This window comes from Mesorhizobium ciceri biovar biserrulae (assembly GCF_001618845.1).
Classification (GTDB): domain Bacteria; phylum Pseudomonadota; class Alphaproteobacteria; order Rhizobiales; family Rhizobiaceae; genus Mesorhizobium; species Mesorhizobium ciceri.
Window position 1 is genome coordinate 544,978 of sequence record NZ_CP015064.1, and the last position, 24,972, is coordinate 569,949.

The 24,972-nt window shown below is 63.8% G+C and carries 22 protein-coding genes; 10 read left to right on the forward strand and 12 right to left on the reverse strand.

Features of this window, described 5'->3' with window-relative positions:
- Positions 1 to 3: 3 nt before the first annotated feature.
- Positions 4 to 396, forward strand: a complete 393-nt coding sequence (gene copM, locus A4R29_RS02575; RefSeq protein ID WP_013528057.1) for a CopM family metallochaperone — start codon at positions 4 to 6, stop codon at positions 394 to 396.
- A gap of 86 nt (positions 397 to 482) precedes the next feature.
- Positions 483 to 1,325 (forward strand): aldo/keto reductase, encoded by an 843-nt coding sequence (locus A4R29_RS02580; RefSeq protein ID WP_063171107.1) that lies wholly within the window; start codon positions 483 to 485, stop codon positions 1,323 to 1,325.
- On the opposite strand, the gene mutS is transcribed toward A4R29_RS02580, so the two are convergent.
- Entirely contained in the window at positions 1,326 to 4,055 is a 2,730-nt protein-coding gene (mutS, locus tag A4R29_RS02585) for a DNA mismatch repair protein MutS (RefSeq protein ID WP_063171108.1), read from the reverse strand. It lies immediately after the preceding gene.
- A gap of 213 nt (positions 4,056 to 4,268) precedes the next feature.
- Between mutS and A4R29_RS02590 the strand changes: the two genes are divergently transcribed.
- Positions 4,269 to 6,548: an NADP-dependent malic enzyme gene (locus A4R29_RS02590; RefSeq protein ID WP_024501796.1), complete on the forward strand. Its 2,280-nt coding sequence runs from the start codon at positions 4,269 to 4,271 to the stop codon at positions 6,546 to 6,548.
- A 33-nt stretch (positions 6,549 to 6,581) separates the two neighbouring features.
- Here the strand turns inward: A4R29_RS02590 and A4R29_RS02595 are convergent, their stop codons facing one another.
- A complete protein-coding gene (locus A4R29_RS02595; protein ID WP_027164298.1) occupies positions 6,582 to 7,283 on the reverse strand; it encodes an antitoxin Xre/MbcA/ParS-like domain-containing protein in 702 nt (233 codons plus the stop codon).
- Between the two features lie 391 nt (positions 7,284 to 7,674).
- On the reverse strand, positions 7,675 to 8,667 hold the full coding sequence (locus A4R29_RS02600) for an adenosine kinase (protein ID WP_013528052.1): 993 nt from the start codon (positions 8,665 to 8,667) through the stop codon (positions 7,675 to 7,677).
- 228 nt (positions 8,668 to 8,895) lie between these two features.
- Between A4R29_RS02600 and A4R29_RS02605 the strand changes: the two genes are divergently transcribed.
- Positions 8,896 to 9,828 carry a DMT family transporter gene (locus A4R29_RS02605; protein WP_050580561.1) on the forward strand — a complete coding sequence of 311 codons (933 nt, stop codon included), beginning with the start codon at positions 8,896 to 8,898 and terminating at the stop codon, positions 9,826 to 9,828.
- Positions 9,829 to 9,918: 90 nt separating this feature from the next.
- A complete protein-coding gene (locus A4R29_RS02610; RefSeq protein ID WP_013528050.1) occupies positions 9,919 to 10,629 on the forward strand; it encodes a sulfate transporter family protein in 711 nt (236 codons plus the stop codon).
- A 9-nt stretch (positions 10,630 to 10,638) separates the two neighbouring features.
- On the opposite strand, the gene A4R29_RS02615 is transcribed toward A4R29_RS02610, so the two are convergent.
- The 6 genes from A4R29_RS02615 to A4R29_RS02640 form a co-directional block, all read right to left on the reverse strand.
- Positions 10,639 to 11,637 (reverse strand): proline racemase family protein, encoded by a 999-nt coding sequence (locus tag A4R29_RS02615; RefSeq protein ID WP_063171109.1) that lies wholly within the window; start codon positions 11,635 to 11,637, stop codon positions 10,639 to 10,641.
- 13 nt (positions 11,638 to 11,650) lie between these two features.
- Complete coding sequence (locus A4R29_RS02620) at positions 11,651 to 12,454, reverse strand: isocitrate lyase/PEP mutase family protein (protein WP_024505790.1); 804 nt, start codon at positions 12,452 to 12,454, stop codon at positions 11,651 to 11,653.
- Positions 12,455 to 12,534: 80 nt separating this feature from the next.
- Positions 12,535 to 13,389 (reverse strand): hypothetical protein, encoded by an 855-nt coding sequence (locus A4R29_RS02625; protein WP_063171110.1) that lies wholly within the window; start codon positions 13,387 to 13,389, stop codon positions 12,535 to 12,537.
- Positions 13,390 to 13,458: 69 nt separating this feature from the next.
- Positions 13,459 to 14,130 carry an HAD family hydrolase gene (locus A4R29_RS02630; RefSeq protein WP_063171111.1) on the reverse strand — a complete coding sequence of 224 codons (672 nt, stop codon included), beginning with the start codon at positions 14,128 to 14,130 and terminating at the stop codon, positions 13,459 to 13,461.
- A complete protein-coding gene (dut, locus tag A4R29_RS02635) occupies positions 14,130 to 14,615 on the reverse strand; it encodes a dUTP diphosphatase (protein ID WP_063171112.1) in 486 nt (161 codons plus the stop codon). The genes A4R29_RS02630 and dut overlap by 1 nt, the downstream gene beginning before the upstream one ends.
- A gap of 165 nt (positions 14,616 to 14,780) precedes the next feature.
- Positions 14,781 to 15,251: an Lrp/AsnC family transcriptional regulator gene (locus A4R29_RS02640; protein WP_013528044.1), complete on the reverse strand. Its 471-nt coding sequence runs from the start codon at positions 15,249 to 15,251 to the stop codon at positions 14,781 to 14,783.
- 115 nt (positions 15,252 to 15,366) lie between these two features.
- Between A4R29_RS02640 and A4R29_RS02645 the strand changes: the two genes are divergently transcribed.
- Entirely contained in the window at positions 15,367 to 15,615 is a 249-nt protein-coding gene (locus A4R29_RS02645) for a DUF6356 family protein (protein WP_063171113.1), read from the forward strand.
- Between the two features lie 335 nt (positions 15,616 to 15,950).
- Here the strand turns inward: A4R29_RS02645 and A4R29_RS02650 are convergent, their stop codons facing one another.
- Positions 15,951 to 17,027 carry an NAD(P)/FAD-dependent oxidoreductase gene (locus tag A4R29_RS02650; protein WP_063171114.1) on the reverse strand — a complete coding sequence of 359 codons (1,077 nt, stop codon included), beginning with the start codon at positions 17,025 to 17,027 and terminating at the stop codon, positions 15,951 to 15,953.
- 121 nt (positions 17,028 to 17,148) lie between these two features.
- Here A4R29_RS02650 and A4R29_RS02655 point away from each other — a divergent pair, with 121 nt between their 5' ends.
- The 3 genes from A4R29_RS02655 (at position 17,149) to A4R29_RS02665 (ending at position 20,364) form a co-directional block, all read left to right on the forward strand.
- Entirely contained in the window at positions 17,149 to 17,745 is a 597-nt protein-coding gene (locus tag A4R29_RS02655; RefSeq protein WP_063171115.1) for a TetR/AcrR family transcriptional regulator, read from the forward strand.
- Positions 17,742 to 18,671, forward strand: coding sequence for a haloalkane dehalogenase (locus A4R29_RS02660; protein WP_013528040.1), 930 nt, complete (start codon positions 17,742 to 17,744; stop codon positions 18,669 to 18,671). The genes A4R29_RS02655 and A4R29_RS02660 overlap by 4 nt, the downstream gene beginning before the upstream one ends.
- 100 nt (positions 18,672 to 18,771) lie before the next feature.
- On the forward strand, positions 18,772 to 20,364 hold the full coding sequence (locus tag A4R29_RS02665; RefSeq protein ID WP_063171116.1) for a peptide chain release factor 3: 1,593 nt from the start codon (positions 18,772 to 18,774) through the stop codon (positions 20,362 to 20,364).
- Positions 20,365 to 20,439: 75 nt separating this feature from the next.
- Here the strand turns inward: A4R29_RS02665 and A4R29_RS02670 are convergent, their stop codons facing one another.
- Positions 20,440 to 20,910, reverse strand: a complete 471-nt coding sequence (locus A4R29_RS02670; protein ID WP_027163762.1) for a VOC family protein — start codon at positions 20,908 to 20,910, stop codon at positions 20,440 to 20,442.
- 253 nt (positions 20,911 to 21,163) lie between these two features.
- Here A4R29_RS02670 and ilvD point away from each other — a divergent pair, with 253 nt between their 5' ends.
- Positions 21,164 to 23,008 carry a dihydroxy-acid dehydratase gene (gene ilvD / locus A4R29_RS02675; protein ID WP_063171117.1) on the forward strand — a complete coding sequence of 615 codons (1,845 nt, stop codon included), beginning with the start codon at positions 21,164 to 21,166 and terminating at the stop codon, positions 23,006 to 23,008.
- 158 nt (positions 23,009 to 23,166) lie between these two features.
- On the opposite strand, the gene A4R29_RS02680 is transcribed toward ilvD, so the two are convergent.
- On the reverse strand, positions 23,167 to 24,921 hold the full coding sequence (locus A4R29_RS02680; RefSeq protein ID WP_063171118.1) for an ABC transporter ATP-binding protein: 1,755 nt from the start codon (positions 24,919 to 24,921) through the stop codon (positions 23,167 to 23,169).
- Between the last annotated feature and the right edge of the window lie 51 nt (positions 24,922 to 24,972).

Genomic DNA, 24,972 nt, shown 5'->3' on the forward strand with positions numbered 1-24,972 from the left:
TGTATGACCTTCGCCAAAAAACTCGTGCTGCTGCTGATGGCGGCCGGAATGCTGGTTGCCGTCTTCCTCGAAAGCGTTCCGGCGCAGAGCGAAGAGATGAAACACGACATGGGCGCCATGGCGACGGACGCGACCAGTCCTTCGACGGAAGGCTACAAGGCGGCGATGGACAAGATGCATGCCGACATGATGGCGTCCGACTACACCGGCAATGCCGACGTCGATTTCGTCAGAGGCATGATCCCGCACCATCAGGGTGCGATCGACATGGCCAAGGTTGAACTTGCCAATGGCAAGGACCCGGAAATCCGCAAGCTAGCCGAAGGCGTCATCGCCGCGCAGGAAGCAGAGATCAAGCAGATGCAGGCCTGGCTCGCCGCCCATCCGGTGAAGTAAGTCTTCAGCCATCGCCAGCGCGGCGAGAACGCCTCTGGATTTATCGCCCAGCCTGTGATGCGATCCGGCCCCAACTGGAGCCCGCCATGCCGACCATCAGAACCACCAAACTGTCCTCCGGCGAAGCCGTTCAGGTGCTTGGCCAGGGCACATGGAAGATGGGCGAAGATTCCCGTCGCCGCGCCGATGAGGTGAATGCCCTCAAGCTCGGCCTCGACCTCGGCATCACGTTGATCGACACCGCCGAAATGTATGCCAGCGGCGGTGCCGAGGAGGTGGTGGCCGAAGCCATTGCCGGGCGCCGCGACGAGACCTTCCTGGTCTCGAAAGTGCTACCGTCGAACGCCTCGCGCGCGGGCGTGCAGCGGGCCTGCGAAAACAGCCTGAAACGCCTGCGCACCGACCGCATCGATCTCTATCTCTTGCATTGGCCCGGCAGCGTGCCATTGACGGAAACCGTCGCGGCCTTCGAGGCCCTGAAAAAGGCCGGCAAGATCCGCCACTGGGGCGTCAGCAATTTCGACACCGACGAGATGGAAGAGCTGATCGGCCTGCCCGATGGCGGCAATGTCCAGACCAACCAGGTGCTCTACAATTTGGTCCGGCGTGGCCTCGAATTCGATCTGGCGCCCTGGAGCCGGCAGCGCGGCATCCCCTTGATGGCCTATTCGCCGGTCGAGCAGGGTGCGTTGGCGCGCAATGCCAGGCTCGAAGCCATCGCCGGGCGCCACAATGCGACCCCAGCGCAAATCGCCCTGGCCTGGGTGATGCATCAGGAGGGCGTCATCGCCATCCCGAAAGCCAGCAGCGAGGAGCATGTCCGCCAGAATGTCGCTGCGCTCGACATCAAGCTTGCGCCGCAGGACATCGCCGATCTCGACCGCGCTTTCCCGCCACCAGCGCGCAAGCGCGGGTTGGAGATGATCTGACTACGTCCCCGCCAACCCCTTCAGCCGGTAGAGCGCTTCCAGCGCCTCGCGTGGCGTCATTTCGTCCGGGTTGATGTCGCCAAGTGCCGCGCCCAGCGCGTCGCTCTTGATCGGCTTCGACGCTTCTCGCTTCACCGCCACCGAAAACAATGGAAGATCGTCGACCAGCCGGTTGGTCTTGCCCGAAACTTCGCCCTCTTCCAGTTGGTGCAGCACTTCCTTGGCCCGGTCGACCACCGCTTCCGGCAGGCCGGCCAGCCGCGCCACCTGCACGCCGTAGGAGCGGTCGGCGGCACCCTTGCCGACCTCGTGCAGGAAGACGACGTCGTTTTCCCATTCCTTGACCCGCATGGTGACATTGTGGAGCCGCACCAGCTTGCCGGCCAGCGAGGTCATTTCGTGGAAATGGGTGGCGAAGATTGCCCGGCAGCGGTTCTTCTCATGCAGATATTCGACCGCCGCCCAGGCGATCGACAGGCCATCGAAAGTGGCGGTGCCGCGGCCGATCTCGTCGAGGATCACCAGTGCGCGCTCGCCGGCCTGGTTGAGGATCGCTGCCGTCTCGACCATCTCGACCATGAAGGTCGAGCGGCCGCGCGCCAGATCGTCCGAGGCGCCGACACGCGAGAACAGCCGGTCGACGACGCCGATATGGGCCGATGTCGCCGGCACGAACGAGCCGGTCTGGGCCAGGATGGCGATCAGCGCGTTTTGCCGCAGGAACGTCGATTTACCGCCCATGTTCGGGCCGGTCAAAAGCCAGATCGCGCCGTTCCGGGCAGCTCCCTCCGGCGACAGGTCGCAATCGTTGGCGACGAACGGGCCTTCGCCGGAGCGGCGCAAGGCCTGTTCGACCACCGGATGCCGCCCGCCCGCAATCTCGAAGGCAAGGCTCGAATCCACCACCGGCCGGCACCAGGCTTCGCTTTCCGACAGAAGCGCGAGCGCCGCGGAGACATCGAGCACGGCCAGCGCATCGGCGCCGGCACGGATCTTCTCCGCTTCGCCGACCGCTTCCGTCGTCAGCGCCTCGAAGGCGGCCAGTTCGATGTTGAGCGCCCGGTCGGCGGCATTGGCGATCTTGGTCTCGAGCTCGGCAAGCTCGGTCGTGGTAAAGCGCATGGCGTTGGCCATGGTCTGGCGGTGGATGAAGCGCGCCTTGGCGCCATCGCTGCCGGTCATCACCGCATGGTGGTTGGCGGTCACCTCGATATAGTAGCCGAGCACATTGTTGTGCCGGATTTTCAGCGAGCGGATGCCGGTCTCGTCGATCAGCGAGCGTTCCAGCCCGGCGATCACCTTTCGCGATTCGTCGCGCAGCGCCCGCATCTCGTCGAGATCGGCATGGTAGCCGCCACGAACGAAGCCGCCGTCGCGCTTGAGCAGCGGCAGTTCGTCGCCAAGTGCCTGCATCAGATGCTGCGAAAGCGCTTGGGGCAGTGCATGGATGGCGGCCAATGCCGCCGCAAGTTCCGGGGGCAGGGCGGTCGCGGCAAAGATTTCGGCGATCGCGCCTGCCGCCTCGAAGCCGGCGCGCAGCGCGCCGAGGTCGCGCGGCCCACCCCGGTTGAGCGCCAGCCTGGACAGCGCGCGGGGCATGTCGGCAACGCTCTTCAGGCTCGACCGCACCGCCTGGCAAAGTCGCGTTTCGGAACGGAAGAACGACACCGAGTCCAGCCTGGCGCCGATCGCCGCCGGGTCGGTCAGCGGCGCCATCAGCCGGTCGGCGAGCAGCCTTGCGCCGCCGCCGGTCACCGTGCGGTCGATCGCCTTGAACAGCGAGCCTTCGCGGCTGCCCGACAGCGTGCGCAGCAGTTCCAGATTGCCGCGTGTCGCCGGATCGATGAACAGGGTCGAACCCTGCTCCTCGCGTTCGGGCCGCGACAGCGGCGGGCGCTCCGCTTTCTGCGTCTTCTCGACATAGGCAATGGCGCCCGAGATCGCCGACAGTTCGGCGCGCGAAAAGGCGCCAAAACTGTCCGGCGTCGCCACATCGAAGAAGCGGGCGATGCGCCCTGTCGCGGACGCCGAATCGAACAGTGACGGTGGTTGCGGGCTGGCGACGCGGCCGAGCACGTCGAACACCGGCTTCAGCTCCGGATCGTGGAACACTGGCTCGGCAACGATCAACTCACGCGGATCAACACGGAAGATGTCAGCCAAAAGCCGGTCGGCGGTGGTGTCGGTGACGCGGAAGGCGCCGGTCGAGATGTCGATCCAGGCCAGCGCAAAGGAGTGGTCCGCTCCGCCTTTCACCCGCCCCAGCGCCATCAGGAAGCTCGATTCCGACGGCGCCAGCAATTTGTCCTCGGTGATGGTGCCTGGTGTCACCAGCCGCACCACATCGCGGCGCACCACCGATTTGCCGCCGCGTTTCTTCGCCTCGGCCGGATCCTCGATCTGTTCGCAGACGGCAACGCGGAAACCCTGGCCGATCAGCTTCTGCAGATAGTCGTCAGCAGCATGCACCGGCACGCCGCACATCGGAATGTCGAGCCCTTGATACTTGCCGCGCTTGGTCAAGACGATGCCCAGCGCCCGGCTCGCCTTCTCGGCATCGTCGAAGAACAGCTCGTAGAAATCGCCCATGCGGTAGAACAGCAGCGAATCCGGGTTTGCCGCCTTGATCTCAATGAATTGCTCGATCATCGGCGTGGCGCCGGCGTGGGCGGTCGGCACCGGCGTCATCGCCTCGGGGGCGTCTGGCTCGTTCGGGCTGTGCATGTTCATGCGCCGCACGCTAGCAGATGTGATCGCGCGGTTTAATGCCGGGGCTTCGAAAAACAGGGGACGACCGGGACGGCAGGATGCCCGCAATCGCGCGTACCAACCGCGATTCCGCACGCTGGCGGTTTACACGCGGCGGCGCGTGGTCTTAATTCGGTCCGACACAAAGCACCCGCTTCAACGAGGTGCTGCACCGGTGAGGAAATCAAGTACATCATGGCCAGGAAAACCGAGAACAGCGGTCCGTCCGTCAGTGCGCAGGAAGCGCTCGAATTCCACGCCATGGGTCGGCCGGGCAAGCTGGAGGTCGTCGCCACCAAGCCCATGGCAACGCAGCGCGACCTCAGCCTCGCCTATTCGCCTGGTGTCGCGGTTCCGGTTCTGGCCATCGCCGAAGACCCCTCGCGCGCCTTCGACTACACGACGCGCGGCAATATGGTCGCCGTCATCTCCAATGGCACGGCTATCCTCGGTCTCGGCAATCTCGGCGCGCTGGCCTCCAAGCCGGTGATGGAGGGCAAGGCGGTGCTGTTCAAGCGCTTCGCCGATGTCGATTCCATCGACCTCGAGGTCGACACCGAGGACGCCGACGAGTTCATCAACTGCGTGCGTTTCCTCGGGCCCTCCTTCGGCGGCATCAATCTCGAGGACATCAAGGCGCCGGAATGCTTCATCATCGAGCAGCGGCTGCGCGAATTGATGGACATTCCGGTCTTCCATGACGACCAGCACGGTACCGCGATCATCTCCGCCGCCGGCCTGATCAACGCGCTGGAGATCACCGGCCGTGACATGAAGACCACGAAAATGGTCTGCAACGGCGCCGGCGCCGCCGGCATCGCCTGCATCGAGCTGATGAAGGCGATGGGCTTTTCGCCGGAAAACATCATCCTGTGCGACACCAAGGGCGTGGTTTTCCAGGGCCGCACCGAAGGCATGAACCAGTGGAAGTCGGCGCATGCGGTGAAGACCGAGGCGCGCAGCCTCGCCGAGGCGCTCGACGGCGCCGACGTCTTCCTCGGCCTCTCCGCCAAGGGCGCGCTGACCACCGCCATGGTGCAGTCGATGGCCAAGAACCCGATCATCTTCGCCATGGCCAATCCCGATCCGGAAATCACGCCGGAGGAGGTCGCCGAAATCCGCACAGACGCCATCATGGCCACAGGGCGTTCCGATTATCCCAATCAGGTCAACAACGTGCTCGGCTTCCCCTATATCTTCCGCGGCGCGCTGGATGTCAGGGCAACCACCATCAATGACGACATGAAGATCGCCGCCGCCCAGGCGCTGGCGGCCCTGGCGCGCCAGGACGTGCCCGACGACGTCGCCGCCGCCTATCAGGGCAATCGACCGAAATTCGGCCCCAACTACATCATCCCAGTGCCGTTCGACCCGCGCCTGATCTCGGCCATTCCGATTGCGGTCGCCAAGGCGGCGATGGATTCAGGCGTCGCCCGCAAGCCGATCCTTGACCTCGACCGTTACGCGCAGGAGCTGTCGGCCCGCCGCGACCCGATCGCTTCGACCCTGCAGCGCATCTACGACCGCGTGCGCCGCCAGCCCAAGCGCATCGTCTTCGCCGAGGGCGAGGAGGAACAGGTCATGCGCGCCGCCGTCTCCTATGTGAACCAGAAGCTCGGCACCGCCATCCTGCTCGGCCGCGACGACGTCATCAAGGAAAACGCCAAGCACGCCGGCATCGATCTCAACAAGCAAGGCATCGAGATCATCAATGCAAGGCTGTCGCGCCGCAACGGCATCTACACCGACTACCTCTACGAGCGCATGCAGCGCAAAGGCTTCCTGTTTCGCGACTGCCAGCGGCTGATCAACAACGATCGCAACCACTTTGCCGCCTGCATGGTGGCGCTGGGCGACGCCGACGGCATCGTCACCGGCGTCACCCGCAACTATTCGACCGCGCTCGACGACATCCGCCGCGTCATCGACGCCAAGCCCGGCCACCGCGTCATCGGCGTCTCGATCGTGCTGGCGCGGGGCAAGACCGTGCTGGTCGCCGACACCGCCGTGCACGATATGCCGAACGCCGAGCAGATCGCCGACATCGCCGAGGAGGCGGCAGGCTTTGCCCGCCGCATGGGTTATGAGCCGAGGCTTGCCATGCTCGCCTATTCCACCTTTGGCCATCCGCAGGGCGAACGCTCCGAGCGCGTCCAGGAAGCCGTGCGCATCCTCGACAAGCGCCGCGTCGATTTCGAATATGACGGCGAAATGGCCGCCGACGTCGCCCTCAACGCCCGCGCCATGGCGCAATATCCGTTCATCCGCCTGACCGGCCCGGCCAATGTGCTGATCATGCCGGCGTTCCACTCGGCCTCGATTTCGACCAAGATGTTGCAGGAACTCGGCGGCTCGACGGTGATCGGGCCGCTGCTGGTCGGCCTGAACAAGCCGGTTCAGATCGTGTCGCTGAATGCCAAGGACAGCGATATCGTCAACATGGCGGCGATCGCGGCGTACACGGCGGGGACTTGAGGGGCTGGCCTCAGCGGTGAGTCGGCGAGGCGTTCAGCCCGGCGCGAATATGCGAGCGGCCTCGACGACCTCGTCCACCTGATCCTGCCGCAGCAAGTCGATCGGGACGCGGCCGTCGAGCTGCGCCGAGGGCCGCGTCAGCCACAGCCATGCGAGCCTCGGATTGGTGATCAGGGATAGCACGTCGCGAATGCCTGCAACCGGCCGGCCGTCGACGAACTGCGCCAGCGGGAAGACATGTTTGCGGCCGCCCTTGCGCAAGGCGATGACCTCACCCCGCCGCTGCCAGCGGTGCAGGGTCGAGCGGGCGATGCGCAGATGCTCTTCCAGATAGGTCGAACCGGCGACGCGGCCGGCCCAGTCCTCGATCAGCATCGATTCGAGATCGTCGGACTTTGGCAGCGAAGGAGGCTCGACATCGGCCAACGGGGTCGTCGGCGGATTTGTCACGCCGGCAATACCGGCTTCGCTGCGGCGCGCGGCTTCCGCCGCCAGCGCGCGCACGAATTTCGACGCCAGGCCGGGCAGGTCGGCATGGATGGCGTCGATGGCGCGCCGGTGCTTCGGTGACAGCAAGGTGACGGCGGACGCTATGCTGCCGGCGATCTTGCCGACCGAGACCATGGTGGGCTTGTTGATGGCCTCGTCATAGTGGGCAAGTGCACGTTCGACGTCTTCCGCGACCATCTCCGCGAAGTCGTCCTGCTTGAGGCCCTGGATTTGAAATCTGTTCATGCATCTGTCTTCTGGCCGCGCGCTCCCCCTCAGCTGCGGCCGATTGTTGAACTTCTAGTGCGGAAAACGGAAATCGCGGCGGCAACCGGTCCGGCCGCCCGACAGCATGCTGTCCAGCATTTCTTGACACCCCAACTGACTGAGGGCGCACCGAAATGTCAGTCGCGGGCGCCCAGATTGCGTGTAGGTGTCATGTGTGACAGCCGCGCGACGGCATTTCCTTCTCCCCTTGTGGGAGAAGGTGGATTGGCGCGTAGCGCCAAGACGGTTGAGGGGTGTTCCAGCTTGGCGCCAAGCTACCCCTCACCCGGATTGCCATCCGATTTGTAAAGGACAAATCGGGGCAATCCGACCTCTCCCACAAGGGGAGAGGTTAAAAGCGCCGGGACCCCTACAGCAATCCCGCCTGCTCAGCCTCGCGGCGCAGATTCTGCCGGGGCCTGGGGCCGATCTGCTGGATCACCAATCCGGCCGCCAGTGAGCCAAGGTCGCCGCAGGTTTGCAGGTCGCGGCCTTGCGTGTAGCCATGCAGGAAGCCGGCGGCATAGAGATCGCCGGCGCCCGTCGTGTCGACCAGTTCCTTGATGGCGGTCGCCTTGATCACCACCGTCTCGTCGCCGCGCACGATCACGGAGCCTTTTTCCGAGCGGGTCACGGCGGCGATCCGGCAATCCTTGCGGATCTGCGCCAGTGCTTCGTCGAACGAGGATGTCTGGTAGAGCGATTTGATCTCGTGGCTGTTGGCAAAGACGATGTCGACCGTGCCCGAACGCATCAGCTCGAGGAATTCGTCGCGGTAGCGGTCGACGCAGAACGAATCCGACAGCGTCATCGACACTTCGCGGCCTGCTGCGTGCGCCAGCTTCGCCGTCTGGCGGATCGCTTCCTTGGCGCGCGGCGGGTCCCACAGATAGCCTTCGAAATAGGTGACCTTGGCGCCAGAAGCCTTATCGGCCTCGACATCCTCCGGCCCAAGCTCGACGCAGGCGCCGAGATAGGTGTTCATCGAACGCTCGCCGTCAGGGGTGACGAAGATCATCGACCGCGCCGTCGGCGGCTCGCCCTTGAGCGGCGTGGTGTCGAAGGCGACGCCCTGTGCATGGATGTCGTGCGCGTAGATTTCGCCCAGCGCATCGTTGGAGACCTTGCCGAAGAAGGCGGCGCGGCCGCCGAAGCTGGCGACGCCGGCCGCCGTGTTGCCGGCGCTGCCGCCGGACGCCTCGATCGCCGGGCCCATGCGGCTGTAGAGCAGTTCGGCGCGTTGTGTGTCGATGAGGTTCATCGCGCCCTTGATGATGCCGTTGGTCTCGAGGAATTCCTCGTCGCACTGGGCGATGATGTCGACAATGGCATTGCCGATGCAAAGCACGTCATAATCCGGCATCAAAATCTCCGCCAAAAACCCGAGCCGGCTTCTTGCCACGCCGGCCCGGCGCGGGTCTAGCGATTTGAAACCGGTTTGCCTAGGGCGTGACACGCCTTTGGCGGAACAGGCAAAGGCGCATCAGCCGCGAGGCGCTATGACAATTCGACCGTGGCCGAAGCATTTCATCGCCGCACCGCCTATAAGCCTGGATCAGACGATCCCGCTTCGAAGGCGAGCCAGCCCCCAATGTCTACAAAAAGCATGTCGACGAAGAACGAGCCTGCAAAAAACGATCTGACCACCGACCTGGTACTGCTCGTCGTGCTGGCAGTGCTCTGGGGCGCCTCCTACACCTTCATCAAGATCGGCGTCGAAACCATCCCGCCGGTCACCTTCATTGCCGCCCGCACCCTGATCGCTGGCGGCATCCTGTTGGCCATCATCCGCTGGCGCGGGCTCGCCTTGCCGGGCGATGCTGCAAGCTGGCGCCGCTTCGCCTTCCAGGCCTGCCTCAACAGCGTTATTCCGTTCACCCTGATCGCCGCGGCCGAACGCTCGGTCGATGCCGGCCTCGCCACCATCCTCAACGCGACCTCACCGATCTTCACCTTCCTCTTGACCGCGCTCATCACCCGCCACGAGCCGGTCACCTTGCGCAAACTGATCGGTGTGGGCGCCGGCATTGCCGGCATCTGCCTCATTATCGGCACGCAGGCGCTGGGTGGCCTCGGTCATGAATTGTGGGCGCAATTGGCAATCGTCGCCGCGACGGTCTGCTATGCCGGGGCCGCCATTTTCGGCCGCGGTTTCAAGGGCCTCGACCCAATGCTACCGGCCGCCGGTTCCATGCTGTGCGGCGCCGTCATCCTCGTGCCGCTCAGTCTGGTGTTCGACCAGCCGTGGACGCTGGCGCCATCGACCGCGTCGATCCTGGCCCTGCTCGGCCTGTCGGTCTTTTCCACCGCGCTGGCCTTCGTTATCTATTTCCGCCTCATCCACACGCTGGGTTCGGTCGGCACCACCTCGCAGGCCTATCTGCGCGTGCCGATCGGCGTCGGCATCGGCGCTCTCTTCCTCGGCGAAAGTCTTGGTTCGACGGCATGGCTGGGCATGGGTTTTGTCGTGGCCGGGGTCGCTGCCATGACCATCCCGGTTCGAAAGCCGGCGTTTGCGCGGTAAACGCCAGCCCGCTTGTGCTCATGGCCTGCGCTGCCTATCTCGGAAGCATCCGCCTTTTAGGCGGCGTCCGCTAACCGGGGGTGTGACAAGGTGATTTTCGACGCTGCCCGCGCTGCGGCCCTCGAGCTGATTTCGCCTCCCTTCCGGGCCGTGTTCGTCAAGACGCTGGGCTTGACCGTGCTGGCACTGGTGGCTCTGTGGTTCGGCCTGACCAGCCTCGTCGAGTGGCTGGCGCTGCCGTGGCTGCAGACGCTGTTGCCCGGCATGCCGTCCTGGGCCGGGTGGCTCGGCGGCATCATCGCGGCAATAGCGCTTGCCTTCGGCATGGCGTTGCTCATCGCGCCGGTGACGGCTGTTGTCGCTGGCCTGTTCCTCGACGATATCGCCGAAGTGGTCGAGCGCACCGACTATCCCCGCGATCCGACCGGCCGCGCCATGCCGGCGCTGCGCTCGCTGGTGCTGTCGGCGCGATTCCTCGGTGTCGTCACTCTCGGCAACATCGTCGCCCTGCTGCTTCTCTTGGTGCCGGGCGTCAACATAGCCTCCTTCTTCATCGTCAACGGCTATCTGCTCGGGCGCGAGTTCTTCGAATTCGCCGCCATGCGCTTTCGCGGCGAAGACGAGGCCAGGGCCTTGCGCAGGCACTATGCCGGCACAGTGTTTCTCGCCGGGCTGCTCATCGCCGCTTTCCTCGCCGTGCCGTTGCTCAACCTGCTGACGCCGCTCTTCGCCGCCGCCATGATGGTGCATCTGCACAAGGCGATCTCGGTGCGGGAAGTGGCTCGCCCCTCACGCGGCTAGGCATTTTCTTCAGCGCAACAGAAATCCGCGTCCGAGCTCGTCATCGGCCTCGACGATGAATTCGGCCCGCCCGGAATAATAGGCGCGGCCGCCGACGCGGGCGATGATCGCCTCATGCCGTCCAGCCTTCGCCGTCCGCGCCACGGCTCCGGAAAAACGCGAGCCGGCGATGCTCTCGAATGTGCGCGTCTGTCCGATCGCGATCTCGCCTTTGGCATGCATGGCCGCCAGCCTTGCGGTGACGCCGGAACCGGTTGGCGAGCGGTCGACCTCGGCTTCGGCGAAGACGCAGATGTTTTTGGTCACCTCGCCGGAAAATGTGTCGCGGCCATCGGTCAGGATGGTACCGTATAGGAAGGCAAGGTCGCCGTGGTCGGGATGCGACAGCGGAAATTCAGCCTTGAGCCTGTCCGTCAGCCCCGTTGCCGCATCGACGAAATCGCGCATCCGGCTTCTGCCGAATTCGAGCCCGAATTGGTGACAATCGGCCAGCGCGTAGAAGGCGCCGCCATAGGCGACGTCGAAGCCAATCGTGCCGTGGCCCGCCAATTCGATCGCCTGTCCACCGGCGAACAGGAAGGCCGGCACGCTTTCGAACGACACCGCACCGGCCTTGCCGTCCCTGACCTCGACCGAGGCGACGACCAGCCCGCACGGCGCCTCGATATTGACTGTCGTGACTGGTTCCTGTTTCGCCACCAGCCCTTCATCGATGGCGTAGCGGCCGAGCGCGACGATGGCGTGGCCGCACATCGTCGAATAACCCTCATTGTGCATGAACAGCACGGCGAGGTCGGCGCCGGGCAGGTCCGGCTCGACCAGCAAGGCGCCATACATGTCGTAATGGCCGCGTGGCTCGAACATCAGGATTTTCCTGAGATGATCGAGATGGTCGCGCACATAGGCGCGCTTTTCCAGGATCGTGCCCTTGGGGATACCGGGATAGCCGCCGGTGACGATCCTCAGCGGCTCGCCGCCGGTATGCATGTCGACCACGGTCAGCGTCATGCGACGGGCCCCATTAATCCGAAGATTTGCCGAAGAGGGCCTGCAATTTGCTGAACGGCATGGCGGCGCGGGTGAAGCCGAAGGTGCCGTCTTGCTGGATTTCGCGTGCCGCCGTTTCCAGCATGCCATAGGCGAAATTGGTCAGCCACGGCCCGAGCGAGATACGCTTGACGCCGGCCATGGCGAGATCGGCGATGGTAAAACCCGGGACCGCCATGACATTGACCGGCTTGCTGACGGCAGAGCAGAGCGTGCGGATCATCTCGACGTTGCCGATGCCTGGCGCATAGAGTACGTCGGCGCCGGCCTTCTCGAACGCCTGCAGCCGCTTGATCGTGTCGTCGAGGTCGGACTTGCCCCAGAGGAAATTCTCGGCCCGCGCAGTGAAGACGAAATCGCGTTTCAGGGCCCGCGCCGCTTCCACGGCCGCCGCAACGCGTTCGACGGCGTGCGCAAAATCATAGATCGGCTTGTCCGGATCGCCGGTGTGGTCTTCGATCGAGCAGCCGGCAAGGCCGGCAGCTTCCGCCGCGAAGATGGTTTCGGCGGCCTGCTCGGCGCTGTCGCCCTTGCCTTTCTCGAGGTCGGCCGAGACCGGCAGGCTGGTCGCCGCGGTCACTTCGCGGCAATGGTGGATCATCTGGTCGAAGGTCACCGCGCCGTCCGGCAGGCCGCGCGAAAAGGCAAAGCCGGCGCTGGTCGTCGCCAGCGCCGTGAAGCCGAACGAGCCGAGCAGCTTGGTCGTGCCGATATCCCAGGGATTGGGCACGACGAAGGTCGAGGCATGCAGGTCGCGAAAGATCTTGCCCTTGTCCATGGTAGTTCCCCCATCATATGCGGTGTGGCCGAACGGATTTTATCCTGCTCCATCTGGCCGGGCAAACGAATGCGGTTGGTTCAGAAGCGTCTGGCGTTCTCTCCTGCCAAATTGTTCAGCGCGTCGGAATCCTTGGCGTAGTGCGAGGTTCTCTTGTCCCAATGATAGGTGACGGAGATGTCGTGAGATTCAGGTTTGGGCGGCCGGTCATCGCAGCTTTCGTCGTTCACGACGGTGGCATCGGTCACCGTTACCTTGATCGCCGCATGGCGTCGGCCCTCTGCGATGGCTTTAAAGGCAACGTCCTGCGTCCGGCTATGGGCACACACGTGCTCGTCGAACAAATAGATGATGTCGATCAGCTTCAACTTGTCCCTGGCGACCATAATCAGCGGGACGATCATATAGTTCTGGTTTGAATTGGAATGCGAACTCTCGATCATGAGGATATCATCATTGGCGCCGATGCCGAGCTTGCCGGGTTCGCGGAAATAGGTGCTGCGGTCGAGGGCGACATTGGCGGCGTCGAGCAGCCTTGGTTTGCCCGTAATGTCGTAGAGCGCTAGCACCGCATAGCCTTCTGCGCTGTCTGAGGAATCGCCGAGATCGAACAGCATGGTCAGGCGGTCCTTGCCTCCCGCCTTGATGGCAAGCACGGAGGCATTGGAAAAGCCTGAGGTTTCGGGCGGCGAGCCGCCGCTGTCGGGTCCCTCGATATGGCGCATCGCGATCGGCAGCCCGCCCCTGTAAAAGCCATTCTTGTCGGCGGCGAGGTCTGGAATGATCATCCTGGCGAGGTCGAGATAGGTGATGTCTTTTTGGCCGGGCAGTGGGCTGCCGAGCTCCGGAAGGCTGGCGTCTTGCGCGCCGGCTGCGGTCCACAGCAATGGCAGCAGCATCACGGCGAGGATGAAGCGAAGCAGGTTCGTCGGCATGGTCGCCTCAGGCTGTCGGGCGCGCGGAACGTAGCACAGCCTCCCAACCCGTCCAGTCCGTCAGCCAGCTCAGTGGATCGGCACCAGCCCGGCCAGTTCGCGCATGTCGTCGAACAGGATGCCGCCGGCCTGGATAAGGCCGTCGCGGTCGGAATAGGGATCGGCGTGATAGGAAAACACCCGCATGCCGGCCGCGATGCCGGCCTGCGTGCCAGCGACGCTGTCCTCGATGACGATGCAGTCGGCAGGTGCAAAGCCCACGGTTTTCGCAGCATGCAGGAACAGGTCCGGAAACGGCTTGCCGCGCGCGACCATCGTCGAGGAAAACATCGCGTGTTCGAACAGCGGCAACAGCCCGGTCTGGCCAAGTGTGATGTGCATCTTCGACACCCGGGCCGAGGTGGCGACGCAATAGGCGATCCCGGCTGACCGCACGGCCTCGACGAATTCGCGGACAAAAGGGATTGCTTCGACGCCGTGGGCGAACAGGTCTGGCAGGCCGGCGTTCCAGCGATCGACAAAATCGGCGCCAAGCCTGACGCTGGTCTCTTCTTCGATCTCTTTCTGCACCGACGCCATGCTGCGGCCGGAGAAATTCTTGCGGCAATATTCGAAGCTTGTCGGATAGCCGGCAGCGGTCAGCCATTCGGCAAGGCGCCGGTTGGCGAGATTCTCCGTGTCGACCAGGATCCCGTCGCAGTCGAAGATGACGAGCTTTGGAAGGGGTACTGTTTCAGGCATCAGGCTGTGCCGGTCGATCCGAATCCGCCCGAGCCACGCGCCGTGCTGCCGGCAAGCGAACGCTCCTCCACCGCCACCTGTGTCACCGCGGCGAAAACGAGCTGGGCAATGCGCATGCCCCGCGTCACGGCAAAGTCCTCGTCGCCGAGATTGATCAGCAGCACCTTCACCTCGCCGCGATAGTCGCTGTCGACCGTGCCCGGTGAGTTGAGGACTGTGAGACCATGTTTGAACGCCAGGCCGGAGCGCGGCCGCACCTGGCCTTCCATGCCCTCGGGGATTTCGAGGATCAGCCCGGTCGGCACCAAGGCTCGTTTGCCCGGCAGGATCAGCAGCGGCCGGTCGTCGGGCACCGCCGCGCGCAGGTCCATGCCGGCGGCGCCGGCGCTTTCGTAAGCGGGAAGCGGTAGTCCTTCGGCATGCGGCAACCTGACGAAGCCGACAGTCGGACCGATGACGGAGGGAGTTTGAAGGGCTGCGCGCATAAAATCGATCCTATCGGCGCGAACGGCGATTCGGTCAACTCGCCCGCAAGCCTATCAACGGCTTTCTTTCAGGCATCAGTATGGCCTGAGGTGTGTTGAGATTCAGGTCAGGCCGAGTCGAAACCCGTCGTTTGCAGGCCGGCATCACCTGAATATCGACATACCTTAGCGCACTTCCATCGGAACCACCGTCGTCTCCTTGATCTCTTCCATCACGAAAGAGGCGGAAACATCAGACAGCGCCACCTTGGCGATCAGCCGCTGGTAGAGCCGGTCATAGGCCTTCACGTCGGCGACGCGGGCGCGCAGAACGTAGTCGAGGTCGCCGGACATGCGGTAGACGCCGATGATCTCGGGAAAGCCGGTCACCGCCGCCCGGAATCTCTGCAGCCACTCCGGATCGTGGTTGGACGTGCGGATCAGGATGAAGACGGAAAGGCCAAGCCCGAGCTTTTCGGCATCGACCAGCGCCACCCTGCCGGTGATGACGCCGGCCTCCTCCAGCCGCTTCACCCGGCGCCAGCAGGCATTGCGCGACAGCGCCACCCGTTCCGACAACTGGTCGACCGACAGCGTGCCGTCGCGTTGCAACTCGGCGAGCAATTTCCGGTCGATTTCGTCAATTTCCAGCGCCATGTGGGATATTTGTCCCATGCATCACCGAAATACAAGGACATTTTGAGACCGATGAACCGGCGAAGCATGTCAGGATACTCATATCAGGAACTTCAAGCGCTGAAGGGGAACCAGCATGTCGGTCGCAAGGATTTTCACCTCTCATCCGGCCAAGGTCGGCGAAACCTATTTCAGCCACATGGGCTTTGCCGCCTGGTTTTCGTCGCGCCTGTTGATGGCGGCCGGCGCCGCGCTCGTTCATGCTTTCTTGCCATTTCTGTTTGAAACTACCGCCAGCCGAATCGTTCGCGAGCTTTACGAGCGGACGCACAACAGAGGCACGCACGCGACCAAGAAGCCGGCGGCTCTTCCGGATCGCGCCTAGGCGATCGCGCCATCGAGCTTCGTCACCATGACCAGGGACGGGATCAACATTCGGCCTTTTGCTCCGGCCGTGGCGAAGCTGGCGTTGGCCGGGTAGTTGCAAATTGCGGCAACGCCGCGGGCCAGCGCCCCCCTCTGTCCTGCCGGACATCTCCCCCTCAAGGGGGGAGATTGGATGTCGCGACGGCTTTCGCCAATCGCCGACCTTGCGGGACTGAGCGAGGCGCCGAAACTGCCAATCTCCCCACTCGAGGGGGAGATGTCCGGCAGGACAGAGGGGGGCGCCGTAGGGCGTTAACCTATACAGACATCGGCCGACGCTGCCGTCCGTCCGGGTTATTGAGCAAACCGTCCCAACCCGTAAGGCGCGAGCAGCGGATCGCGCTCGCCATCAAGGATTTCGCGAGCGGCAAACAGGCCGACGGCCGGCGCCAGCGTGATGCCGGAATGCATGACGCTGACATAGACGCCGTCCATGCCCTCGGCGCGGCCGATGATCGGAAAACCGTCGATCGGCGTCGGCCGGTAACCGACCGTGTGGAAATCGAGCGCCAGCCCGTCTCCGCCGCGCAGGCTGGCTTTCAGGACCGCGAACAGTTCGCTGGCGGTGGCTTGCGCATCCATGCCGGGGTCGGCGCCGCCGAAATCGGAACCGGCGATGATACGGCCCTCGGCGGTCTGGCGCATATGCAGCCGCTCGGCCAGCACCAGTCCGTTCAGCAGTTTCTCGTAGGGCCGCGAGTGGACGATCAGGCCAGGTGGCGTCTCGAGCGGCAGATTTATGCCGGCGGTGGCGGCAATGCCCGCCGAGCCGACGCCGGCCGCGATCAACACCTCGTCGGTGGCAAGCAGCCCATGCGATGTGTCGACGCCCGAAATCCTGCCGCCTGTCTGGACAAGCGCCGTCACCGTGCTGGAGATGATCCGCGCGCCGCGTCGTTCGGCATCGGCCAGCAGCGCCTTCGTTGCCGCGACCGGCTCGGCAACGCCCTCTTCGGCGGCATGCAAAGCGACGTCCGGGAGTTCGGTGAGATTAGGCTCTATACGGGCCGCGCCGGCGCGGTCGACGCGCTCGATGCCGTAGCCCCAGGCCGAATGCTGCGCGGTATAGGCTTCCATGTCGGCCGCCGATAGATCCCAGCACAGGCCGCCGCACCAGTTGAGCGGCAGGCCGGGCACGTCCCGCGCCAGCCGCGACCATTCGGCCATGGCGCGGGTGCGCAGCCGGAAATAGGGCTCCGGATTGCCCCAGGTGGCATTGATCCAGGCAAAGGAGTTCGGCGTGGCGACCCGACCGGCGGCGCTGTCGGCAGCGATGACCGTCACCTGTGCGCCTGCCCTGGTCAGGTGCCAGGCCATGGAAGCACCGATGATGCCGGCGCCGATGACGATCACTTGTTTCACCGCAGCCATGTTCGCTCCTCAAACTCGCCACCCCCTGAGGGACACTCTTCCAGTGCCACCCCTGCTTGCCAACATCGGCAACGCAAATTATTCGGCTTGACATCAATACGTACGTACGTATTATATCGGTATGGCCAGACAATCACTCCGCGAAAACCTCCTTGACGCCGGGTTCCGGACCATCTGGAATTCCGGCTATGCCGCCGCCGGTGTGCGCGACATCGTTGCCGCCGCCGACGCCCGGCCCGGCTCGTTCACCAACCATTTTGCCTCCAAGGAGGAGTTTGCCGGGGAGGTGCTGGACCGCTATTTCGCCTATGTCGGCACGTTGGTCGAGAAAGCCTTGGCGCAGGACGGCACGCCGCCCATCGGCCGGCTGAGGCGCTACGTCGATGTCATCACCTCGAAGCTTGAGGCGCATGATTGGGCACGCGGCTGCATGATAGGCAATCTCAGCCTCGAGACCGCGGTCCACAGCGAGCCGCTGCGCCTGCAACTCGTCGACATCTTCGAACGCTGGCGCCAGCCCTTCGCCGCCTGCATCGCCGAAGGCCAGGCAGCCGGCGACATCTCCAAGACCTTCGAGGCCGAGGACCTTGCCGACTTCCTGCTGTCGTCTTGGCAGGGCGCCATGCTGCGCATGAAGGTTGAACGTAGCCCCGCGCCGCTCGAGCGGTTCAAGAAAATCATCTTCAGCACAGTTTTTGCAAAGGAGCCGACCCCATGAGTTCGAAAGCCAACATTTCTCAAGCTGGCGTCGCTGCACCGAGACGCTCGCAGATCGCCGTGCTCGATTCGACCATGTCCTATGTCGAGACGGGAGCGTCCGGCCCCACCGTTCTGTTCCTGCATGGCAATCCGACCTCATCCCACATCTGGCGCAACATCATCCCGTATGTCGCGCCGCTCGGTCGCTGCATCGCGCCCGACCTGATCGGCTACGGCCAATCCGGCAAGCCCGATATCGATTATCGCTTCTTCGATCACGTCCGCTATCTCGACGCCTTCCTGGACGTGCTCGACATCCAGGAAGTGGTGTTGGTCGCGCAGGACTGGGGCACGGCCCTGGCTTTCCATCTCGCGGCGCGGCGACCGCAACGCGTGCTCGGCCTTGCCTTCATGGAATTCATCCGACCCTTCGAGCGCTGGGAGGATTTTCATCAGCGCCCGCAAGCCCGCGAAATGTTCAAGGCGCTGCGCACGCCGGGTGTCGGCGAGAAGCTGGTCCTGGAAGACAATGTCTTCGTCGAAAAAGTGTTGCCGGCCTCGGTGCTGCGTACACTGAGCGATGAGGAGATGGCCGTCTACCGGGCGCCGTTCCCGACACCGCAATCGCGAAAGCCGGTGTTGCGCCTGCCTCGGGAATTGCCGATCGAGGGCCAGCCCGCCGACGTTGCCGCCATCAGCGAACATGATCATCGCGCACTTCGGCTCTCCACCTATCCGAAACTGCTGTTTGCGGGCGATCCCGGCGCGCTGATTGCGCCGCAGGCCGCACGCGAATTCGCCGCCGGGCTGAAGAACTGCCGGTTCATCAATCTCGGACCCGGTGCGCACTATCTGCAGGAAGACCATGCCGACGCGATAGGCGGCACCATTGCCGGCTGGCTCCCCGAGGTCGTTCAGGCGAGCCGCACGGCCGAATTGGCCTGAAGCAAGCCATGGCTTCCGGCGGCTTCCCTGCCGCCGGACCGGTCGACAGGCCGGCAGTGCGCTGCTAGAAGCCCGGCCTGTCACACGGAAATCCCAGAGAATGCCCGAAGCAATAGAAGAAGAAGTGGCGCGCCGCCGCACCTTCGCGATCATCGCGCACCCGGACGCCGGCAAGACCACGCTCACCGAAAAGCTGCTGCTGTTCGGCGGCGCCATCCAGCTTGCCGGCGAGGTCAAGGCCAAGAAGGACAAGATCCAGACGCGGTCGGACTGGATGAAGATCGAGCGTGAGCGCGGCATTTCAGTCGTCACTTCGGTGATGACCTTCGAGTATGAGGACAATGTCTTCAACCTGCTCGACACGCCCGGCCACGAGGATTTCGCAGACGACACCTATCGCACGCTATCGGCGGTCGACTCGGCCGTCATGGTCATCGATGCCGCCAAGGGCATCGAGCCGCGCACGCTGAAGCTTTTCGAAGTCTGCCGGCTACGCGACATCCCGATCATCACCTTCGTCAACAAGATGGATCGCGAAAGCCGCGATCCGTTCGAGATCCTCGATGAGATCGAGCAGAAGCTGGCGCTGGATACGGCGCCGATCACCTGGCCGATCGGCCGGGGCAAGAATTTTTCCGGCACCTACCATCTGGCGCTGAACGCCGTGCGCAGGGGCGACGACGAGAAGGAGCGCACGCCGGTCAACGGTCCCGATTCCAACCGCGTCGCCGGCCTTTTGCCGGAGAACGAGCGCGAGGCCTTCATCGAGGAGCTGGAGCTGGCGCGGGAAGCATGCAGACCCCTTGATATAGAAGCCTTCCGCGAGGGTCACCTGACGCCGGTCTATTTCGGCTCGGCGCTGCGCAATTATGGCGTGCGCGACCTGATCGAGGCGCTCGGCGCTTTTGGACCGCCGCCGCGTGCTCAAGAGGCCGACACCCGCAAGGTCGAGGCGACCGAAGAGAAGATGACGTCCTTCGTCTTCAAGATCCAGGCCAACATGGATCCCAACCACCGCGACCGCATAGCCTTCGTCCGCGTCTGTTCGGGCAAGCTCGAGCGCGGCATGAAGGCCAAGCTGGTACGCACGGGAAAACCGATGTCGCTGTCGGCGCCGCAGTTCTTCTTTGCCCGCACACGCGTCACCGCCGACGAGGCCTTTGCCGGCGACGTCGTCGGCATTCCCAACCACGGCACGCTGCGTATTGGCGATACGCTGACCGAGGGCGAGGAAATCCTGTTCCGCGGCGTTCCGAATTTTGCCCCGGAAATCCTGCGCCGTGTCCGCCTCGGCGACGCGATGAAGGCCAAAAAGCTGAAGGAAGCGCTACACCAGATGGCAGAGGAGGGCGTCGTGCAGCTGTTTTCGCCCGAGGACGGCTCACCGGCCATCGTCGGTGTCGTCGGCGCGCTGCAACTCGACGTCCTGAAGGAACGGCTGAACTTCGAATACACCCTGCCGGTCGAATTCGAGATGTCGCGCTTTTCCGTGTGCCGCTGGATCTCGGCCGACGACAAGGCCGAGGTCCTGCGTTTCATCGAGGCGCATCGCGGCGACATCGCCCGCGACCTCGACAACGACCCGGTGTTCCTCGCCCAGCACGCCTTCTCGCTGAACTACGAAGCGGAGCGCTGGAAGGCGATCGAGTTTGCCACGATCAAGGACTATCAGGTCCGCGACAGAGCGGCGTAAGTCGCGCTTTTTCCTTCTCCCCGTTCACGGGGAGAAGGTGCCCGAAGGGCGGATGAGGGGCGGCGCGACCCTCGACTATCCTCTGGCAGCTTCCTCTATCTTGGCGATGTCGATCTTGCTCATCTGCATCATCGCCGACATTACGCGGCCGGCCTTGGCCCGGTCCGGATCCAGGAGCAGGCGCGGCAGCTGCTCCGGCACAACCTGCCAGGAGACGCCGAATTTATCCTTCAGCCAACTGCATTGCGATGGTTGGCCGCCACCTTCGATGAGCTTGTCCCAGAAGTAATCCACCTCTTCCTGCGTCTTGCAGTCGATCGACTGCGACATCGCTTCGCTGTGCTTGAACTGCGGTCCACCATTGAGCGCCTGGAACTGCACGCCGTCGAGTTCAAACGTGGTCACCAGCACTTTGCCTTCATCGGCGTGGCCTTTGGGCCAGCGCATCACGCTCAGCACCTTCGAATTCTTGAAGATGGAGACGTAGAAATTCATGGCCTCTTCGGCCTGGCCATCGAACCACAGGCAGGTGGTGATCTTTTGCATGTCGTGCTCCTCGTGCTGTTTCGGTCGCTGTTCCTGTGAAACGGCTGACTCCGAACATGGTGCCATCTCCTTGCCGTCTGCCCAAGGACGGACATGCAGCGCGCCATCCGACAGTGCCACGCATTTTTTTGAGAGAATCTGGCGCATTGCAAAATTGTGGCCAGACCATACTTGCGCGTCTATAACGCCTGCGGTCCGAATTCAGCTCCGCCGCGCCAACCCCTGGGCTGCGGCCAGCCACCAAGGAAAAAACATGCCTGCCTATCGTTCCCGCACCACCACCCATGGCCGCAACATGGCCGGCGCTCGCGGCCTCTGGCGCGCCACCGGCATGAAGGACTCGGATTTCGGCAAGCCGATCATTGCGGTGGTCAACTCCTTCACCCAGTTCGTGCCGGGCCATGTTCATCTGAAGGATCTCGGCCAATTGGTCGCGCGCGAGATCGAAAAGGCCGGCGGCGTTGCCAAGGAATTCAACACCATCGCCGTCGATGACGGCATCGCCATGGGCCATGACGGCATGCTCTATTCGCTCCCGTCGCGCGAGCTGATCGCCGATTCCGTCGAATACATGGTCAACGCGCATTGCGCCGACGCCATGGTCTGCATCTCCAATTGCGACAAGATCACGCCCGGCATGCTGATGGCCTCGTTGCGCCTCAACATCCCGACCGTCTTCGTCTCCGGCGGTCCGATGGAAGCCGGCAAGGTGGTGCTCGCCGGCAAGACGCAGGCGCTCGACCTGGTCGATGCCATGGTCGCGGCCGCCGACGACAAGATCTCCGATGAGGACGTCAAGGTCATCGAGCGCTCGGCCTGCCCGACCTGCGGCTCCTGCTCGGGCATGTTCACCGCCAATTCGATGAATTGTTTGACCGAGGCGCTTGGCCTGTCGCTGCCCGGCAACGGCTCGACATTGGCGACGCATGCCGACCGCAAGCGTCTGTTCGTCGAGGCCGGCCACCTGATCGTCGATCTCGCCCAGCGCTATTACGAGCAGGACGACGAAACCGCACTGCCGCGCAACATCGCCTCGAAGGGCGCTTTCGAGAACGCCATGACGCTCGACATCGCCATGGGCGGTTCGACCAACACCGTGTTGCATATCCTGGCTGCGGCGCATGAGGGCGAGATCGATTTCGATCAGGACGACATCGACGCGCTGTCGCGCAAGGTGCCGGTGCTGTGCAAGGTGGCGCCCGCCAAGTCCGACGTCCACATGGAAGACGTCCACCGCGCCGGCGGCATCATGGCCATCCTCGGCCAGCTCGACAATGCCGGCCTGCTCAACCGCGACCTGCCGACGGTGCATACGTCAACCCTGGGCGAAGCGCTCGACCATTGGGATATTTCCCGCACGACCAGCCAGAGCGTGCGCGATTTCTTCCTCGCCGCCCCTGGCGGCGTGCCGACACAGGTCGCCTTCAGCCAGGAGCGCCGCTGGGACGAGCTCGATCTCGACCGCGAGAAAGGCGTTATCCGCTCGACCGAACATCCCTTTTCCAAGGATGGCGGCCTTGCCGTGCTGAAGGGCAATCTGGCGCTCGACGGCTGCATCGTGAAGACGGCGGGCGTCGATGAATCGATCCTGAAATTCACCGGCCCGGCCCGCGTGTTCGAAAGCCAGGATTCCAGCGTCAAGGCGATCCTGTCCAATGAGATCAAGGCCGGCGATGTCGTCGTCATCCGCTATGAAGGACCGCGCGGCGGCCCCGGCATGCAGGAAATGCTCTACCCGACAAGCTATCTGAAGTCGAAGGGCCTCGGCAAGGCCTGCGCTCTGGTCACTGACGGCCGCTTCTCCGGCGGCACCTCGGGCCTGTCGATCGGCCATGCGTCGCCGGAAGCTGCCGAAGGCGGTTTGATCGGACTGGTGCAGGAGGGCGATACGATCGAGATCGACATCCCGAACCGCAGCATCCGCCTGGCTGTCGATGAGGCGGAACTCGTTGCGCGACGGGCGGCGATGGAAGCCAAGGGCGCCATGGCCTGGAAGCCGGAGGAAAAGCGCAAGCGCAAGGTGACGACCGCCTTGCGCGCCTATGCCGCCATGGCCACCAGCGCGGCCAAGGGCGCGGTGAGGTTTGTGCCGGAATAAGGTTCGCGCCCAGGCCCCCTCATCCGGCCGCTACGCGGCCACCTTCTCCCCGCTGGGGAGAAGAGGCTGGCGCCGGCGCTGACGATCTCTTCTCCCCTCGGGGAGAAGGTGGCCCGAAGGGCCGGATGAGGGGGCTGGCTCCAATATCCGGAACACCATCACGGCATCAACTGATACTCATAGAGCTTCTGGTAAAGCCCGCCCTGCTTGAGCAAGGCCTTGTGCGGGCCGCTTTCCACCACCTTGCCGGCTTCGAGCACCACGATTGTGTCGGCCTGGTGCACGGTCGACAGACGGTGCGCGATGACGATCGTCGTGCGGCCTTCCGTCAATTGCTGCAGCGCGTCGCGGAACAGCGCTTCCGATTCGGCGTCGAGCGCGCTGGTCGCTTCGTCCAGCAGCAGGATCTCCGCATTGCGTAACATGGCGCGTGCGATCGAGATCCGTTGGCGCTGGCCGCCCGACAGTAAGCCGCCATTCTCGCCGACATCCGTCTCGTAGCCTTTCGCCTGCGCGCTGATGAAGTCATGCGCGTTGGCCGCCTTGGCGGCGGCGATCACCTCATCGTCGGTCGCACCCTCGCGCCCAAGCCGGATGTTGTGCATGATGGTGCCGGCAAACAGGAACGTATCCTGGCTGACATAGGCGATCTTTTCCCGCAGCGATGCGAGCGTCGCATGGGAAATATCCTGACCGTCGAACAGCACCCTGCCGCTCTGCGGATCATACATGCGCATGATCAGGTTTAGAATCGTCGACTTGCCGCCGCCGGAAGGCCCGACCAGCGCCGTCATCTTGCCGGGCGCAAGCGTCAGATCGAACCTGTCCAGCACCGGCGGCCCTTTCTGATAAGCGAAGTCGACGGTGTCGAACCGGATCTCGCCCGGTCCGGCCAGAAGCGGCTTCGCGTCCGGCTTCTCGACCAGAGTGAGTGGCTGGTCGGCGAGATCGAACATCATGCGCACGCCGACAATGCCGCTTTCCAGCGATATGCGCACGCGAGCAAGGCGCTTTGCCGGCTCATAGGCAAACAGGAGTGCCCCGATGAAGGCCATGATGTTTCCCGGCATCTGGCCGCCCTGCAAGACCAGGAAGCCGCTGACGAAGATGGCCCCGGCAATAGCCAGCCCGGCCAGCGTCTCCATCACCGGGCTTGTCGCAGCCTCCAGCGTCGCGATGTTATTGGCCCGGTTCTCGACGTCCGACACGGCCTTGTACATGCGGTTGCGCATCGCGCCTTCGAGGTTGAAGGATTTGACGACGCGCACGCCGATTGCCGTTTCCTGCATCACCTGCACGATCTGGCCGACCGAGCGAAACTCCATCGCGGCGAACTTGCGAACACGTTTCAGGATGCGGTTGACCCCGTAGATAGCCAAGGGGCCGACGACGAAGCAGATTATAGACAAGGCTGGCTGCTGCCAGACCATGACTCCTACCAGGACGACCAGCGACAACAGATCGCGCACATAGGACGTGACAACGAGGTCGAGCACGTTGCGTGCCGCCTGCGCATTGTTGGTCATGCGTGTGATCAGGTCGGACGACGAGGTCGAATGGTAGAATTCGATGCCTTGCGCCAGGATGCGGTCGTAGATCTTGCGCTGGCGGTCGGCGATGATGGCGTTGCCGACACGGCTCATGAAATAGGCCTGAATGAAGTTGGCGAGGCCCTTGAGGATGAAGATCGTGGCGACCCCGCCCGCAATCAGGTTGACCCGGTCAATCCGCTTGAAAACTACGAATTCGTCGGTGATCTCTTTGAGAATCCAGGCGCTGGCGCCGGTCGTGGCGGCCACCACAAGCATCGACAAGATCGCGGCGCCGTAGCCAAACCTGTGCTGATAAAAGGATTCCCGGATCAACCTCGCGACGAGGCGCTGGTTTTCCGTCGAGCGGAAGAAACGAAACAAACGGCGGATCCTTGAAACCGGGACAACGAAGGCGGCTTATAGAGGGAGTTG